This window comes from Tateyamaria omphalii (assembly GCF_014651375.1).
Classification (GTDB): Bacteria; Pseudomonadota; Alphaproteobacteria; order Rhodobacterales; family Rhodobacteraceae; genus Tateyamaria; species Tateyamaria omphalii.
In genome coordinates this window covers 812939-828016 of sequence record NZ_BMWT01000002.1, presented here as the reverse complement: position 1 = coordinate 828016, position 15078 = coordinate 812939, and the positions used below count along the sequence as shown (strand labels likewise).

Here is a 15078-nt window from a genome sequence, read left to right as displayed (position 1 = left end):
CCCTTACTTCGGGTGGCGGAGGCGTGGGTTGGCCAGGATGGACACCACGTCAGCGACGATATTCAGAATGATGTATACGGCGGCAAAGATAACGCCGCAGGCAAGCACCACGGGGACGTCTCGTTTGACCACCGCGTCCACGAGGTATTGGCCCATACCGGGATAGGCGAAGACCACTTCGACCACCACGACACCAACGACGAGGTAGGCCAGATTGATCATCACCACGTTCACGATAGGTGCGATGGCGTTGGGGAAGGCATGGCGATAGATCACTTTGAACGTCGTCAGCCCCTTGAGCTCGGCCGTTTCAATGTAGGCTGATTGCATCACGTTCAGGATGGCGGCCCGCGTCATGCGCATCATGTGTGCAAGGACCACCATGGTCAGAACGGCGACGGGCAGCGAGATGGCGTGGAGTTGTTCCAGAAGCGGCATGCCGGGGCTGATGGAGGCAAAGGAAGGGGCCCAGAAGAGTTTGACTGCAAAGAAGAAGACAAGAATGTAAGCGATCATGAACTCTGGCAGTGAGATCGATGCGAGCGTGATGCCGGAGATCAGCTTGTCCGGCCACCGGTTCTGGTATCTTACGGCAATGAGACCCAGAAGGATGGCCAGTGGAACTGAGATGATGGCGGCCCAGAAGGCGAGGAACAGGGTTGATGACATGCGCCGGGCAATCTGTTCGCCGATGGGCAGCTTATTGGTCAGCGCGACACCCATATCGCCTGTCACGATGCCGCCAAGCCATTCGAAGTAGCGGGTCAGGGCAGGACGGTTCAACCCCATTTCTTCCCGCAGGTTGGCGAGGCTTTCCGGGGTCGCGGATTGGCCGAGAATGGCTTGTGCCGCGTCGCCCGGCAGGATTTCGGTTAGGCCGAAGATCAGGGCAGAGGCCGCGAACAGCAGCAACACACCAAGGGCGAGGCGTTCTGCGACAAGTTTCAGGATGGGGTGCATGGGGTGGGGTCCTGATGGGACCGATGCCGCCCGGTCAGGGACGTGCGCAGGGTCGTGAATTGAAAAACCGCGCCCGTTTGTGTGCGGGCGCGGTGTGAGGCAGGCTTAGGCTTTCCAGGTGTACTTACCCGTTTTCCAGTACATCTGCGGACCGTTCGGGTTCGCCTCCCACCCCTGGACTTTGGCCGAGACCGCATCCACGAAGTCGTTGAACATGGGCACCATCACACCGCCCTCTTCGTTCATCATGCGACCCATCTTGGAGTAGATCTCTTTCCGCTTGGCTTCATCGATTTCTGCGCGGGCTTCGAGCAGCATTTCATCGAATTCCGGGCGCTTCCAGCGAGTGTCATTCCAATCTGCGGTGGACAGGTAGGCCGTCGAATACATCTGGTCTTGCACAGGGCGACCGCCCCAGTACGAGCAGCAGAAGGGCTGTACGTTCCACACTTCGGACCAGTAGCCATCATTGGGTTCACGCTTGATTTCCAATGGGATGCCCGCCGCTTGGCAGGATTGTTGGAACAACGCTGCGGCATCGACCGCGCCCGGGAATGCACCGTCAGCGGTGCGCAGAATGATCGGCGAGCCGTCGTGGCCGGACTTCTTGTAGTGCTCGGCTGCTTTTTCGAGATTGAACTCGCGCTGCGGGATCGTGTCGTCGAAAAGCGGGTAGGCCGCATTGATCGGCATGTCATTCCCGACCGAGCCATAGCCTTGCAGGATTTTCTCGACCATTTCTTCGCGGTTGAGCGCGTGTTTCAGGGCCAACCGAAGTTCATTTTCGTCAAAGGGTGCAGTATCCACGTGCATGATAAAGACGTAGTGGCCACGGCCTTGGGTCGACAGCACATTGACGGTGGGCGCGCGGTCCAGCAATTTGGCGATCTTGGGTTCCACGCGGTTGATCGCGTCGACCTGACCAGACTGCAGGGCTGCCGTTCGTGCCGTGGCATCGTTCAGCACGATGATTTCAACAGCGTCGTAGTGCGCGACCTGCGTCTGGTCGCCGCCCCAATAGTCTGCCTTGCGCGCAAAGGTCATGCGCACTCCGGGTTCGTCTGTTTCCAGCGTGTAGGGGCCTGTGCCGATGGCGGCTGCCGGGTCGTCAAAGCCGCCGCCGGGCTGAATGATCAGGTGGTAGTCAGCCATCAGGTAGGGCAGGTCGGCGTTGCCGACGCCCAGTGTCACTTCGAACACGTCGCCATCGGTGCGCATGCTTTCGATGCCTTGCACGATGCCAAGGGCGCCAGATTTCGATTCTTCGTTCGAGTGGCGCTCCATTGTTTTCAGCACATCGTCGGCTGTCACCGCTGCGCCGTTTGAGAATGTCACGCCGCTGCGGATTTTGAAGCGCCAAACCGTTGCGTCGTCCGACCCTTCCCAGCTTTCAGCTACCAGACCTTTGAGGCTGCCATCCGCGACCAGCTCGACCAACGGTTCACCCCAGAGGAACCCACCAGCGAGCGGAACATCTGAGGCCCAGGTGGCTGGGTCCTGGCTGTTGGTGGACTCGCCACCCTGAATACCCATCTTGAATGTGCCGCCGGCGACCGGTGTTGCCTTGGCTTCTGTCGCGAGCATTGATGATGCGATTGCGGCGGTAACGCCAAGTGCCGCGGCTCGTGCCATAAACTCACGTCGTGTCATCTTGCCTGCTGCCACCTCGGCAGACAGGTGTTCAAGTTCATGTGACATTGATTTCTCCCGGTTGGTCCCCTGCGCCTTGATGGCGCGTTTATTGATTGCTCAGTCAGCGTACCCATTTGAAGACACCCCGCAAGGGGTAAAAATGGAATGTTTTCAGCATTGTGAGCGCTGGCCTTGCCCAAGGGCTACAGGTTCCGTCGGGGAATCTTGTCTGTGATCGTGCGTTCGTAGATGCGGACATCGTTTTCAAACGCTTCCAATTTCGCGCTCAAGTGAAAGTCGCTGGCGTCTGACCACATTGAGCAACTGGCTTCAGTGCGCAAGCGTATGCTGTCACGTTCGATTTCATCCGTCCAATGACAGGTTCCTTTTGCAGACAACGGATCGTCTGGATGGATGTCCCAGCGTTCCCGAGCAATGGATTCGTGGACCAACCCATGGTCGAGGTCGCGAACCTTACCGAAGTCGTCTTCGATGACGAGCGACGTGACACCGGTGACCATATCTGTTTCCTGGCGCCGCGTATGTGTTTCGGGACGGAGCTCTTCCGTTTTCCATGGTGCGGCTGACTCTGGCTGTTGGAATGAATAGATGCCCGCCTCGGTCAGCGCCTCGACGGCTAGTGATCCGGCGTGGAGCGTCACTGTGGCGGATTGTGGGGCGGGCCAGATCAATGGCCAATAGGCGGTCGAAATCGACACGCGGATGCGGTGGCCAGCGGGCACAGTATAAGCGATGTGGTCCAGATTCATGCGAATGGCTTCGCGTTGTCCCGGCACAAGGGACCGGTTCAAGTGGTTGGCCAGGTTGAGAACGCCGTACGTGATCCGCGTTGCAGCCCCATCGGGGTGGATATGGTTCAGCCGCACCGCGATATGTGCGACCGGCTGATCCGCGCTGAGGTTCAGGTGTATGACGGGGGCACCCGTGATCGAAAGGTCGGATTCGATGGGTTTGCTGTCAAAGGTTGCGCTGAGTGCATCATCGCGCCGTTGGTCACCGGGCAGTTCGGGGCCAAGCCAGATGGCGCAGTATTCACCGGCGTCAGCACCTGTATCCTGTGGCGATGAAATATCCCGCTGGCATGCATCCTTGGTCGTATCGAGCCCCGCATTGGTCAGATACCAGACAAGTGTTTCGCTTTGCGCGTCCGCCAGCCACCGTCCCGGTCGGTTCGTGTACCATGTAGCCGGGCGCGCGCCGTCCATAAGATAAGTGCGCATGTCAGGGTCGTCCTCGACACCGGTTTCAATGCCTTTCAGCCACCGATCCCACCAGCGCAGCGCTTCCTGCAGGAAACCGATGCGCGGCTCGGGCACCGCGAAATGCGGATATTTATGTACCCAAGGGCCGATAATGCCTTTGGCGCCGGGAATTTTGTTAACGATCTGGGGTACGGCATTCTTGTAGGCATCGCCCCAGCCACCGACGGCCAGTACCTTGGCTTTGATCGTGTCATAGCTTTCGCAAACGGAGCCATGTTTCCAATACTCGTCCCGCGCCTGGTGGCGCAGCCATGTGCTGGGCAGGAACGGTTCGTTTTCCAACCGCTCCAGCCACATCTCGCGCCAATCGGGCCGCAGGGCCGGGTCGGGCGCGCGGGACGAATAGCTCCACATCGTGGCGCCCCAGCCCAGGTTTTCGTTCAGCAGGCAGCCGCCCTTGTAGTGAATGTCATCCGCAAAGCGGTCGACGGTTGAACAGAGTGTGATGATCGCTTTCAGCGGCTCGGGGGCCATCGCTGCGACTTGCAGACTGTTGAAGCCACCCCAGCTGATCCCCATCATGCCGACATTGCCGTTGCACCACGGCTGGGCTGCAGCCCATGCGATCACCTCGACCGCGTCGTCGAGTTCTTGCTGCGTATACTCATCTTCCATCAGCCCGTGACTGTCGCCATTGCCGCGCATGTCGACGCGAAGACAGGCATAGCCGCGTTGGGCGAAATAGGGGTGTGTAAGTGCGTCGCGGGCGCAAGTCCCATCGCGTTTGCGGTAAGGGAGATATTCGAGGATCACCGGCACCGGGTCATCTGTGGAATCGACAGGGCGCCACATCCGGGCGGACAAGCGGGTGCCGTCGGTAAGGGTGATGCCCAGATCGGGCTGTTCTTCGATCTCACGGAGTGTGTTCTTCATGAGTGCACGGTGAGCCGCGCCACGCGAGACTGTCAAGCGGGGAAGGGGGCCAGCCCCCTCGCGCTGACGCGCTCACCCCCGAGGTATTTCGGGCCAGAAGAAAGAGACTGTTAACCTTAATGAGGGCATTGAAGACATACGGTGCAGGCGGAGGCGCCGATGGCCGTGCCAGGAGAAGGGGGGACCTTTCTTCCTGGGGGGAGGGTTGCAAACCTTCCCTTTATCTTCTTCTGGCCGAAAGTGCCTCGGGGAGGCCGCAGGCCGGGGGCAGAGCCCCCTTAAAAATGTCGTCACGCAGCGGCCCTTGGATCACGCCTTGTACGCGATGAGCAGGTCCATGACATTCGTACCCGTAGGCCCGGTGATAACAAGCGCATCGCGCTCTTTGAGCCAGGGATATGCGTCAGCTGCAGCCAACGCGTCCGCGCCGCTGTCTTCCCAAGTGCTTCCATCGACTAGCGCACCGGCAGCATCCGTCGGACCATCCGTTCCATCCGTACCTGCGACCAGGATGTGCAGCCCTTGGGTTCCGGCGATTTCGCGAGCCAGAGCAAGCCCTAGCGCCATGTTGCGGCCACCCATCCCGGGATTGTTGGGCAATTGCACGACTGGTTCGCCGCCAAAGATATGCAAGCCCGGCTCTGCATCCCGCAGCACATTACCAAGGTGTGGGGCAAGGTCGGTGACATCGGCATAGAGGGTCTCGCTGTTTGTCAGCACCGGGATTGAGCTGGCAGTTGCCACCGCATCGCGTGCGATGGCGTTGCTGGCGATTATATGCGGCGCAAAGATGAAGCTGGCATCGTTTCGGGCGTCCCCAATGCCCGAGCCGATGGTGGCCAGGCTGTCACCCTCCACGTCCGAAAGCGCCAGGGTCGTGACCCGTGCTCCTTTAAAGTGAGCCAGCAATTTCCCACCCTTAATCTGTGATCGGGATGTTCGGTGGGCATTCATTTCCCCGATCGGCGTGCCGGATGCCAGAAGCGACTGTGTTTCAGCCTTAAGATCGTCGAGTGTCATCCCGTCTTCGGGCACTTCGACAAGGGAAGAGGCTCCTCCCGAGACAAGCATGAGCAGGGTGCTATCCGACCCGCAGTTTCGAACAGCGTCCAACAGGGTCTGCCCCGCTGCAACGGACGCAGCATCTGGCACGGGATGGGCGGCCTCGATCACTTGGGCTCCGGCCGGTGCGGTCTTGGCATGATCATATTTCGTAACGATCAGGCAGGGTGTATCTGGCCATTGCCGGACGGCCGCTTTGGCCATGGCCACCGCAGCCTTGCCAACCGCAATGATCTTGTCAGGGCGTTCCACGTACCCAGCGGCAATCGCTCGGCTTACTGCGGAGTCTCCGCCAACGGCATTCACACCCGTGTACCAGAGGTTGAGAAGATCGGGTGATGTGGGCATTGGCGACCTCGTTTCGACAGTGAGTGAGTCCGAATCAACACAATATGTATCTGGAAACGCAGGAAATTGTGACCGGTTGATAAAAAGACTCTAGCCCTAGAATCATGATTCGCTTATCACTGCGATCAGAACAAGTGGTCAGCACGGCAGAAAAAGTCGGCGGCGCGTTACCTGAAGGAACCGTACTAAAGCGGTCTGGGGCGAGAGTGGTGGTACTAAGATGAAGGCGATTGATTTCGTCGTCCGCGATGGTGCGGGCGCATTGCAGCGTGGAGTCGTGCCCGTTGATGGCGGGACGACAGTTTCCCTGAGCAGTGGGCAGGAAATTTCCTTTAACCTGCGACAAGTGGATCTGGCAGGACAGCAGCGCAGCGGAGATGACCTGATCATCACTCTTGTGGACGGGCGTCAGATCACACTTGAGAACTATTTCAACGAGGTTGGCGCTGCCAATCGGTTGTTTATTTCGGCCGATGGGTATCTGAACGAAGTTGCGTTTGTCGAAACCACTGATGGTGAACTGTTCGCCCAATTCGGGCCAACTGAGCAGTGGGGCAAATGGAGCCCATCGGACGATCTGATCTACTTGGGTCGCACGGAAGTGGCACACGCTGCTGCCGCAGAGGAGGAAAGTGTGTCCATGCTGGGCGCCACCCTCCTTGGCGGTGGTCTTCTGGGCGGTGGTGCTGCAGCGGCTGCTGCTGTGGTTGGTGGCGCGGCCATCATCGGCGGTGGAGGCGGCGGCGATGGCGGAGGTGGTGACACCCCGGTCGTTACACCAGCAGACCCAACCGTGGATAATGTAGGCACATCAACCAATGTCGGCGGTGATGATACTGCGACCCATCGTTTCACCGTCTCCGGGACCGGAGAGCCAGGGGATACTGTGCAGGTCACAGCAGGGGGACAGGTGCAGACCGTCACAATTGCGGGTGATGGCACTTGGTCGGTTGAGTTTGTTGGGGACACCTTCCCAACGGATGGAACGGTAGAGACTTCGGCTCTTTTCACCCACGTGGGTGGTGGAACCACGACAATTGCCGGTCCGGTTTTTGTCATCGACACAACCCCGCCTGAAGTGGACGTGACCGAAGGCGTTGATTCCGTTGGTCATATCGTCAATGGCTCAGAAATGTCGGGTGGTGTGACTCTTGAAGGCACGGGCGAAGCGGGTGCCACGGTTGCCGTCACAATTGCCGGCGTGATGCGGACCGTCACTGTCGCCGATGATGGCACTTGGGCCGCCACATGGCAGCCCGGTACACTTGCCGACGGTGAGTATTCGACCGAGGTCACAATTGTGGCGACAGACGCCTTTGGCAACAGCACGACTGTCAGCGATACGTTGGTTGTCGACACCGTTGCTTCGGTGACCATGGAGACTGCTACAGTCGAGACGGATGGCGTGATAAACGCCGCTGAGGCATCTGATGGAGTGACCCTGACGGGCACAGCGCAGCCCGGATCGACGGTTGAGGTTACCTTTGGCAGCGTGACGCGCAGTGCCACGGTGGATGCCGCTGGCAATTGGTCTGCGGTTTTTGTCGCCGCCGATGTCCCTGCGGGCGAGCCGGAGGTTGCTGTCACTGCCGTTGCGACGGATGCAGCCGGCAACAGTGCGACGGCCACCGGGTCCGTCACTGTCGATACGCTGGTCAATGCGCTCGGTTATACGTCGACCGCAGGTGGCGATGGCACAATCAACGCGGTTGAGGCAGCGTCGGGCCTAGTGGTCACGGGCGTTGTTGAACCCGGATCGTCTGTTGTTGTGGTTTTGGGTGGTGTTTCTACAAACGCTGTGGTGACTGCTGACGGCACATGGACCGCGAGCTTTGCGCCGGGGCAGGTGCCAAGCGGGACATACACCACCGACATGGTGGCAACCGCCACAGATGCGGCGGGCAACACGAGCAGTGTGACCCAGTTGGTCAACGTGGATACGCAGGCCAGCGTTCTGACCCTCAACGGTCCGGTTGAAGGCGATGACATCATCAATGGGGCAGAGGCTAGCGATGGCGTCGTTCTGTCCGGCACAGCCGATCCCGGCGCTTTGGTCAATGTCACCCTGCATGGTGTGACACATCAGGCCGTGGCGGGTACAAACGGTGTCTGGCAGGCCTTCTTCAGCGCGACTGAGGTGCAGCAGGGCACCTATGATGCGCAGATCACCGCAACCACAACAGATGCCGCTGGAAACACGGCGACGGTGACGGACACGGTGCATGTGGATACGCGTGTCGACAACCTGTCGGTTGCGGCAGATCTGATTGAGGGCGACAACGTGATCTCGGGCGCTGAGCGCGCCGACGGTGTTGTTGTCACCGGCACGACTGAACCCGGATCGACCGTGATGGTCACCCTGGGTAGCCAGACAGTGCAGGCCATCGTGGATACAAACGGAAACTGGCAGGCACCATTTGCGGCCACGCAGATCCCTGAGGGTGAATACACAACCAGCGTTTCGGTCACCGCGACGGACCGCGCGGGCAACGTGGCGACCGTTTCAGACACTTTGCGGGTCGACACGCTGGTCAACCAGCTGGACATGCAGGACAATGTCACGGCGGACAACGTCGTCAGTGGGGCCGAGGCACGCGAGGGTATCAACCTCGGTGGTCAGGTCGAGCCGGGATCAACCGTGATGGTTGATTTCAACGGCACCGTTCTGGCCGCAACCGTGGATGCGGCAGGCAACTGGTCGCTGGATATTCCGCCCTCGGCCATTCCCAGCGGCGAATATGACGCGGCCATCACCGTCATGGCGACGGACGCGGTGGGCAACACCGAAACCCTGAGCAACACGGTACGCATCGACACCGAGGCGCCCGACGGCCCTGTCATCGCCAGCTTTACGCGGGATGCGGATGGTATCCGTGGTATCTCGACCGAGCAGAGCGATGGTGATCTGGCCGTCGCACAAGTCAATGCCGACGGGTCGGTCACGGATGTTGCGGCAACGCAGGTGGACATTGATGTTCTGGGCGAAACCAACTTCCAGTTCCAGACCGATGTACCCGATGGCTCGCACCTTGTGGTGAGCAGCGCGGATGCGGCGGGCAACACGGTTGGCACCTACGTGGTTCTGGACGATGAAAGCGCCAATTCCTCCGTGGATTTGGGGAACCCGGCTTTGGGCAACTACCAGATCGAAGCGGTCGAGCTGCAATTCGCGGAAGAGGCCAACCTGACCATTACCGAGGCCCAACTTCTGGGCCTGTCGGACAGCACCAATACGCTGACCATTCATGGCGGCAGCGACGATACCGTGACCATCGCAGGGGCCACACGCACCGGATCGACCACCGTCGATGGGCAGGCTTACGATGTTTATAGCCTCGGCACCGAGGGCACGATCATTCTGGACGACGACATCGCGGTCAACACGGGCGTCGTCTAGGGCACTGACAAAACGAGATTTTCACTGGGCAAGAGCAACTACAAAAACAATCGAGCACACTCCAGAATGATATGAGGCGCGGACCGGGTTCCGTAACCGCGCCCACACAACCCAACGATAAAAACCCGAAACGGGACAGGACTATGGGGCAAGGTGGTATCAAGTTTGCGGCGCTTTTCGCCGCCGTCTCGCTGACTGCGGGGTGTACGAGGGATTTGGGCGAGGTGCCCTTTGTGTCCCGGTTGAACACGGGTGCGGGGGACAACGCGGCCCCTGTGTCGCACGCGGCGTTGCGCGCGACGCCAACCAAACATGATGAGACGCTGAACACGGAAAGCCCCGTGATCCAGGGCCTGCTGGTCCGCCAGTCCGTGCTGCCCGACGGCAGCGCTTATGACACCGTTGCGACATCTGTACTGGCCGCCAACGCGCGCGCCGCTGAAACCGAATTGCGTGCTGCACGTTTGCGCGCCTCTGCCGCATCCAAGAACTGGTTGCCGACTGTCGGACCGCGTGTGTCTTTGAATTCACTGGGCGATGTCATCACGCAAATCGTTGTGGATCAGGTGATTTTCGACAATGGCCGCAAGAAGGGTGAACGCGCCTTTGCCAAGGCCGATGTCGAAGTGGCTGCTGTGGCGCTGGCCGAAGACACCAACGCGCGTGTCGCGACGGGTCTTGGCCTGTATCTGAACGCTGTTGAGGCGCGTGAAAGCGCTGCTGTCCACCGCGCGACCCTGCGCGAGATGGAGCATTTTGAATACATCATGTCCGAGCGTGTTCGGGGTGGTGTGTCGGATATGTCCGACCTGAACGTGATCCACCAGAAACTGGCAGAAATCCGGGCCGCCATTGCCGCCAGCGATGAAGCCGCGGCCACGGCCATTGCCGAACTGAACGCCATGTCGATCCAGCCACTGGATGATGTGCGGGGGCTGGCGCCTTTGACCGTTGGGGGGACTGCCGCGCAGCCCTTGGCCGTCACGCGGGCCGAGGCTGAAAAAGAGCGCAGCATCGCGCAGGCCCAGATTGATCGGGCCAGCCAATTGCCGGGCATCAGCGCGCAGGCCACCGTTGGAGAAAACAGTGGGACGGGTATCACGGCAGGGGGCATGTCGCTTGGCCTTGGCACCGGTGCGCGCCTGCGGGCGATTGAGGCCGCCAGAGAAGCTGCTGGCCGTCAGGTCGCGCAGGCGAATGAAGATGCCAACCGCACATTGCGACGGCTTGAGGGAGAGGTTGCTGCGACCGCCCGTCAAGCCAGTGAGGCGCGCGGATTGACCGCGCAGGCCAAGACGAACCTGGATCTGTTCCAGGACCAACATCAGGCCGGGCAGCGGCAGGTCATGGACGTGGTGGGCGTCTATGAAAGCTTTGCCGCACGCCAGGTGTCGGAAGTGCTGCTGAAATACGAAGCCATCAGGCTGCAGGTCGAATTGGCCCGCGTGCAGGGTGTGCTTGCCGATGGAGAGCAGATTTGACCGACAAGCGGCCCTTTACCCTGACCATCACCAATGGAAACCGCGCCCAGATCAAGGCGGCCCCGGTCAAGAAGGTCCCGCGTGCGGACAACACCAACCGGTTGACGGATCGGCTAAACGCGCGGGCGGATATGGCGGTTGCCTATGCCGGTTTGCTGGGCGTGTCCTCGGCCCGGTCTGACGTGTTTGAAACGCTTATGTTGCAGGCACGGGAGGGGGCCAGCGACAAGGTTGAGGCCAGCGCCATTGCAACCTGTTTGCAGGGGGCGGGCTTGCGGGCGCAGGTGCAGTCTGTCGGCGCGCTGACGCCTGATCACTGGCCCGCACTGGCCTATATGACAAGCGGTCAGGTGGTTTTGGTAGTCGGGCAGGACCGGGATGATCTGGTCATCTTTGACAAGACATGTCCCGACAATCGCGCCCATGTGCCGTTGGCAGAGTTCTCGCCCTTTTTTGCCGGTTTGCTGGTCAAGGCCGAGGCGCCGCTTGAACATGTGGCCGAGATGCACAAGACATTCAGGGTGACGAACCACTGGTTCTGGGGCCAGTTCCCGCGCTTTCGCAAGGCGTTGGCAGAGGTGGCGCTTGGGTCTTTCGTGGCCAACCTGCTGGCTGTCGCAGTGGCCCTATTTTCCTTGCAGGTTTATGACCGGGTGATCCCGCACCAGTCCGAAGCGACGTTGTGGGTGCTGGCGGCAGGGGCCTGTCTGGCGCTTCTGCTTGAAGCGTTCATCAAGATTGCACGGGCGCGTTTGATGGATGGAGCCGGGCGGCAGATCGAATTGTCGGTGCTGACCCTGTTGATGCGGCGCGTGATGGGTATGCGTTCTGATCTGCGTGGCCAGTCGCCGTCGATGACCTTTTCGGCGATGCGCGAGTTCGGCTCGGTGCGTGAGTTTTTTACCGCGTCCACGATTGGGACCATCGCGGACATTCCGTTCATCTTCGTCTTCCTGCTTTTGGTGGCCTCTATTGCGGGGCCTGTTGTGTGGGTGTTGATCTTTGGCGGTATCTTGATGGTGGTGCCCGGGTTCTTCCTGCAAAAGCGGATGCTGCGGCTCACGCAAGAGACACAGGGCGCGTCTGCCAAGTCCTCGCGCCTGCTGCACGAGGCGATCTTTGAACGCGATACGGTCAAGACGCAGCGCGCCGAGGATCGAGTCATGCGGTTGTGGCAGGAGCTGACGACACTGAGCGCCATGAAGTCCTCCGAGCAGCGGCGGTTGGCATCTGTGCTGACGTTCTGGTCACAAGGCATGCAGCAGATGACCTATGTCGCTGCGGTGATTGCGGGCACCTATCTGGTCTTTGCCGGGCAGTTCACCGTTGGGTCGATCATCGCCGTGGGTATTCTGACCTCGCGCACCTTGGCGCCGCTGACGCAACTGGCGGGGACCATGGCGCGGTGGGGCAATGTGAAGGCGGCTTTGGATGGTCTGGATGCTATTGCTGAGGCGCCGCAGGATGTCGATGAAAGCCGCACCTATCTGCGCCGCGACAGCCTGAAAGGGCATTTCGAGCTGCGCGAGGTACAGTTTCAATACGAAGAAGATGGCGCGCCGACGTTGGACATTCCGGGGGCGCAGATCATGCCCGGCCAGCGTGTTGCGATCATGGGCGCGAACGGGGCGGGCAAGTCATCGCTCTTGAAGCTGCTCTCGGGTGTCTATGCGCCCAGCAAGGGGCGGGTGCTGATCGACGGCACGGATATGGCCCAGATTGAGCCGCGCGACCTGCGCCGGTTGATTGGCTATCTTGGGCAGGATGTGCGCCTGTTCTCGGGCACGTTGCGGGACAATCTGAACCTGACGCTGTTGGAGCGGGACGATGACCGCCTTTATGCCGCATTGGATTTTGCCGGACTGGGGCCGTTTGTAAAAGGGCATCACAGGGGGCTGGATCTGGAAATTCTGGATGGCGGGCAGGGCCTGAGCATCGGGCAACGCCAGTCGATCGGTTGGGCGCGGCTATGGTTGCAGGACCCGGCCATTTGTCTGCTGGATGAACCGACGGCGGCGCTGGATCAGACGTTGGAAAGCACGCTGGTCAGCCGCTTGGAGACCTGGATGCAGGGCCGTACGGCTATCATCGCGACCCACCGGGTGCCGATCCTGTCGCTGACCAACCGCACGCTGATCCTGCAGAACGGACGTATGGCCGTGGATGGCCCGCGGGATGAGGTACTAAGCCATATCGGCAAGACCGTACCGCTAAAGGGCAAGATCGCATGAGCATCGCGCAGACCAACCTGAGCGGAGAGCTTGAGGCCGATATGCGCGGCCCATCGCTGGTGGTGTGGCTGAGCGCAGGTGCCGTTCTTGTGTTCGTTTTATGGGCGGCTTTTGCGTGGGTTGACGAGATCGTGCGCGGCTCGGGCGAGATGATTTCATCCTCGCGCCCGCAGATCATTCAAAACCTTGAAGGCGGTATTCTGGCGGAGCTGGCCGTGGCCGAGGGCGATATTGTCGAGCGTGGCGATGTGTTGGCGCGCTTGCAGGGCACGCAGTTCCAATCACAGGCCGACGATTTGCAGGACCAGATCACAGCGCTGGCTGTACGCCAGTTGCGGCTTGAGGCCGAGTTGGCGGGGCAGTTTGACTTTGCCGTGCCCGGCGGGCTGGAACGGCAGATGCCGGGGCTTGTCGCCTCGGAACGGTCGCTGTTGAACGCCCGTCAGACCGATTTCCTGAGCCGTCGTGACGGCGCGCAGAGGGTGCTGGATCAGGCGGCGAAAGAACGCGCGCTGTTGGAAGACCTGCTGGAGCGCAAGATCGTGGCGCTGATCGAGGTGACGCGGGCGCGCAAGGCCCATGCGGATGCCCGGATCAAGCTGGACGAGATCATCACCCAGACCGAGCTGGAACGGGCGCAGGCCTATTCCGACACGTTGAAAGAGCTGGGAACGCTGCGCCAGACCTACAAGTCGGCGCAGGACCAGTTGAACCGGACCGTGCTGGTCAGCCCGATGCGGGGGATTGTGAACAACTTGAGCGTCACCACCATTGGTGGCGTCGTGCGTCCGGGAGAGGAAATCCTGCAGATCATTCCGTTGGACGAAGAACTGTTTGTCGAGGCGCGGGTGTCGCCCAAGGACATCGCGGGCGTGCGTCCGGGGCAGGAGGCGAGTGTGAAGCTGAGCGCCTATGACTACACGATCTATGGGGCGTTGAAGGGCGAGGTGAAACTGATCTCGGCCGACACGTTCAAGGACGAACGCAAACCGGATGGTGATCCTCACTACAAGGTGACGGTGCGTGTTGATATGTCGGCGCTCACGGAGCGGCAAAAATCGGTATCTATCCGGCCGGGCATGCAGGCAGAGGTGGAGTTGCACACCGGGTCGAAGACGGTGCTGCAGTATTTAATGAAGCCGCTTTACAAGTCGCGTGAGGCGTTTCGGGAGCCTTAGGGTTGAGAGCGTTTGAAGCCCAATCGCACCATCCTTGACGAGCGCTTCAATCCTCGAACGGAAACGTATCTTTATGACTTAGGCCTCTTACAAAAAGTTCAAAGTTGGGGGCTATGAAGGTGATCTTAAAGTCGCTGTCTTGATCAACATGAACAACATTCGGCTCCTTACGGTCGTCAGCATTCCTATAGTCGAGGCAAAGCATGTCATGACCAGCCGAAGGGCAGTCGGCAAAGTAAACACCTATCGGTGGGTAACCCCATTCCTCTATCATGAACCGGCTGCCCAATTCTCCACACAGTGAATAAACTGGTGTCCGATCTATCGCGGAAATTCCCGTTATTGCGATATGATCGTCTGCCCAAGATGTTTCTGTAGCGGTTTTGTGGCATGTGTTGTTGGGTATTCCACCATTTTGAACACTCATCAGCTCAATATAGCTCTTGGGGAGTTGATACCCTAGTTCGCGTTCGACAGACGCGAGTAACTCGGTTTGCAACGGCGCGCCGATGTAATTGTCACGTTCATAGTCGCCACCAGACCAAAACTTGCTTAGTTCGAAATCACCAAACACCTTCATCCGACAAACCCCTTCAGCTAAAAAACATGCCCGTGACACACCACAAGAAAGTG

At 59.8% G+C, this 15078-nt stretch carries 9 protein-coding genes; 4 read left to right on the top strand and 5 right to left on the bottom strand.

Features of this window, described 5'->3' with window-relative positions; genetic code table 11:
- Positions 1-3: 3 nt before the first annotated feature.
- The 4 genes from IE087_RS09700 to IE087_RS09685 form a co-directional block, all read right to left on the bottom strand.
- Positions 4-960 (bottom strand): ABC transporter permease, encoded by a 957-nt coding sequence (locus tag IE087_RS09700; protein WP_189369104.1) that lies wholly within the window; start codon positions 958-960, stop codon positions 4-6.
- 105 nt (positions 961-1065) lie between these two features.
- Positions 1066-2658: an ABC transporter substrate-binding protein gene (locus IE087_RS09695; protein WP_189369103.1), complete on the bottom strand. Its 1593-nt coding sequence runs from the start codon at positions 2656-2658 to the stop codon at positions 1066-1068.
- Between the two features lie 137 nt (positions 2659-2795).
- Positions 2796-4748 (bottom strand): CocE/NonD family hydrolase, encoded by a 1953-nt coding sequence (locus IE087_RS09690; RefSeq protein WP_189369102.1) that lies wholly within the window; start codon positions 4746-4748, stop codon positions 2796-2798.
- Positions 4749-5057: 309 nt separating this feature from the next.
- Positions 5058-6158 (bottom strand): glycerate kinase type-2 family protein, encoded by a 1101-nt coding sequence (locus tag IE087_RS09685; RefSeq protein ID WP_189369101.1) that lies wholly within the window; start codon positions 6156-6158, stop codon positions 5058-5060.
- A 220-nt stretch (positions 6159-6378) separates the two neighbouring features.
- Here IE087_RS09685 and IE087_RS09680 point away from each other — a divergent pair, with 220 nt between their 5' ends.
- The 4 genes from IE087_RS09680 (at position 6379) to IE087_RS09665 (ending at position 14445) form a co-directional block, all read left to right on the top strand.
- Positions 6379-9555 (top strand): Ig-like domain-containing protein, encoded by a 3177-nt coding sequence (locus IE087_RS09680; protein WP_189369100.1) that lies wholly within the window; start codon positions 6379-6381, stop codon positions 9553-9555.
- Positions 9556-9698: 143 nt separating this feature from the next.
- The gene (locus IE087_RS09675; RefSeq protein ID WP_189369099.1) at positions 9699-11036 is read left to right on the top strand and encodes a TolC family protein; all 1338 of its coding nucleotides are present in this window, start codon (positions 9699-9701) and stop codon (positions 11034-11036) included.
- The gene (locus IE087_RS09670) at positions 11033-13267 is read left to right on the top strand and encodes an ATP-binding cassette domain-containing protein (RefSeq protein WP_189369098.1); all 2235 of its coding nucleotides are present in this window, start codon (positions 11033-11035) and stop codon (positions 13265-13267) included. Before IE087_RS09675 ends, IE087_RS09670 begins: the two co-directional genes overlap by 4 nt.
- Positions 13264-14445, top strand: a complete 1182-nt coding sequence (locus tag IE087_RS09665) for an HlyD family type I secretion periplasmic adaptor subunit (RefSeq protein ID WP_189369097.1) — start codon at positions 13264-13266, stop codon at positions 14443-14445. Before IE087_RS09670 ends, IE087_RS09665 begins: the two co-directional genes overlap by 4 nt.
- A 46-nt stretch (positions 14446-14491) precedes the next feature.
- Here IE087_RS09665 and IE087_RS09660 read toward each other — a convergent pair whose 3' ends face one another.
- Positions 14492-15025 carry an SMI1/KNR4 family protein gene (locus IE087_RS09660; protein ID WP_189369096.1) on the bottom strand — a complete coding sequence of 178 codons (534 nt, stop codon included), beginning with the start codon at positions 15023-15025 and terminating at the stop codon, positions 14492-14494.
- Positions 15026-15078 lie beyond the last annotated feature (53 nt).

Excerpts from the sequence above, each read along its gene's own strand:
- IE087_RS09685 (WP_189369101.1), bottom strand. The coding sequence starts at position 6,158 with ATGCCCACATCACCCGATCTTCTCAACCTCTGGTACACGGGTGTGAAT.
- IE087_RS09665 (WP_189369097.1), top strand. The coding sequence starts at position 13,264 with ATGAGCATCGCGCAGACCAACCTGAGCGGAGAGCTTGAGGCCGATATG.
- IE087_RS09675 (WP_189369099.1), top strand. The coding sequence starts at position 9,699 with ATGGGGCAAGGTGGTATCAAGTTTGCGGCGCTTTTCGCCGCCGTCTCG.
- IE087_RS09660 (WP_189369096.1), bottom strand. The coding sequence starts at position 15,025 with ATGAAGGTGTTTGGTGATTTCGAACTAAGCAAGTTTTGGTCTGGTGGC.
- IE087_RS09700 (WP_189369104.1), bottom strand. The coding sequence starts at position 960 with ATGCACCCCATCCTGAAACTTGTCGCAGAACGCCTCGCCCTTGGTGTG.
- IE087_RS09690 (WP_189369102.1), bottom strand. The coding sequence starts at position 4,748 with ATGAAGAACACACTCCGTGAGATCGAAGAACAGCCCGATCTGGGCATC.
- IE087_RS09680 (WP_189369100.1), top strand. The coding sequence starts at position 6,379 with ATGAAGGCGATTGATTTCGTCGTCCGCGATGGTGCGGGCGCATTGCAG.
- IE087_RS09695 (WP_189369103.1), bottom strand. The coding sequence starts at position 2,658 with ATGTCACATGAACTTGAACACCTGTCTGCCGAGGTGGCAGCAGGCAAG.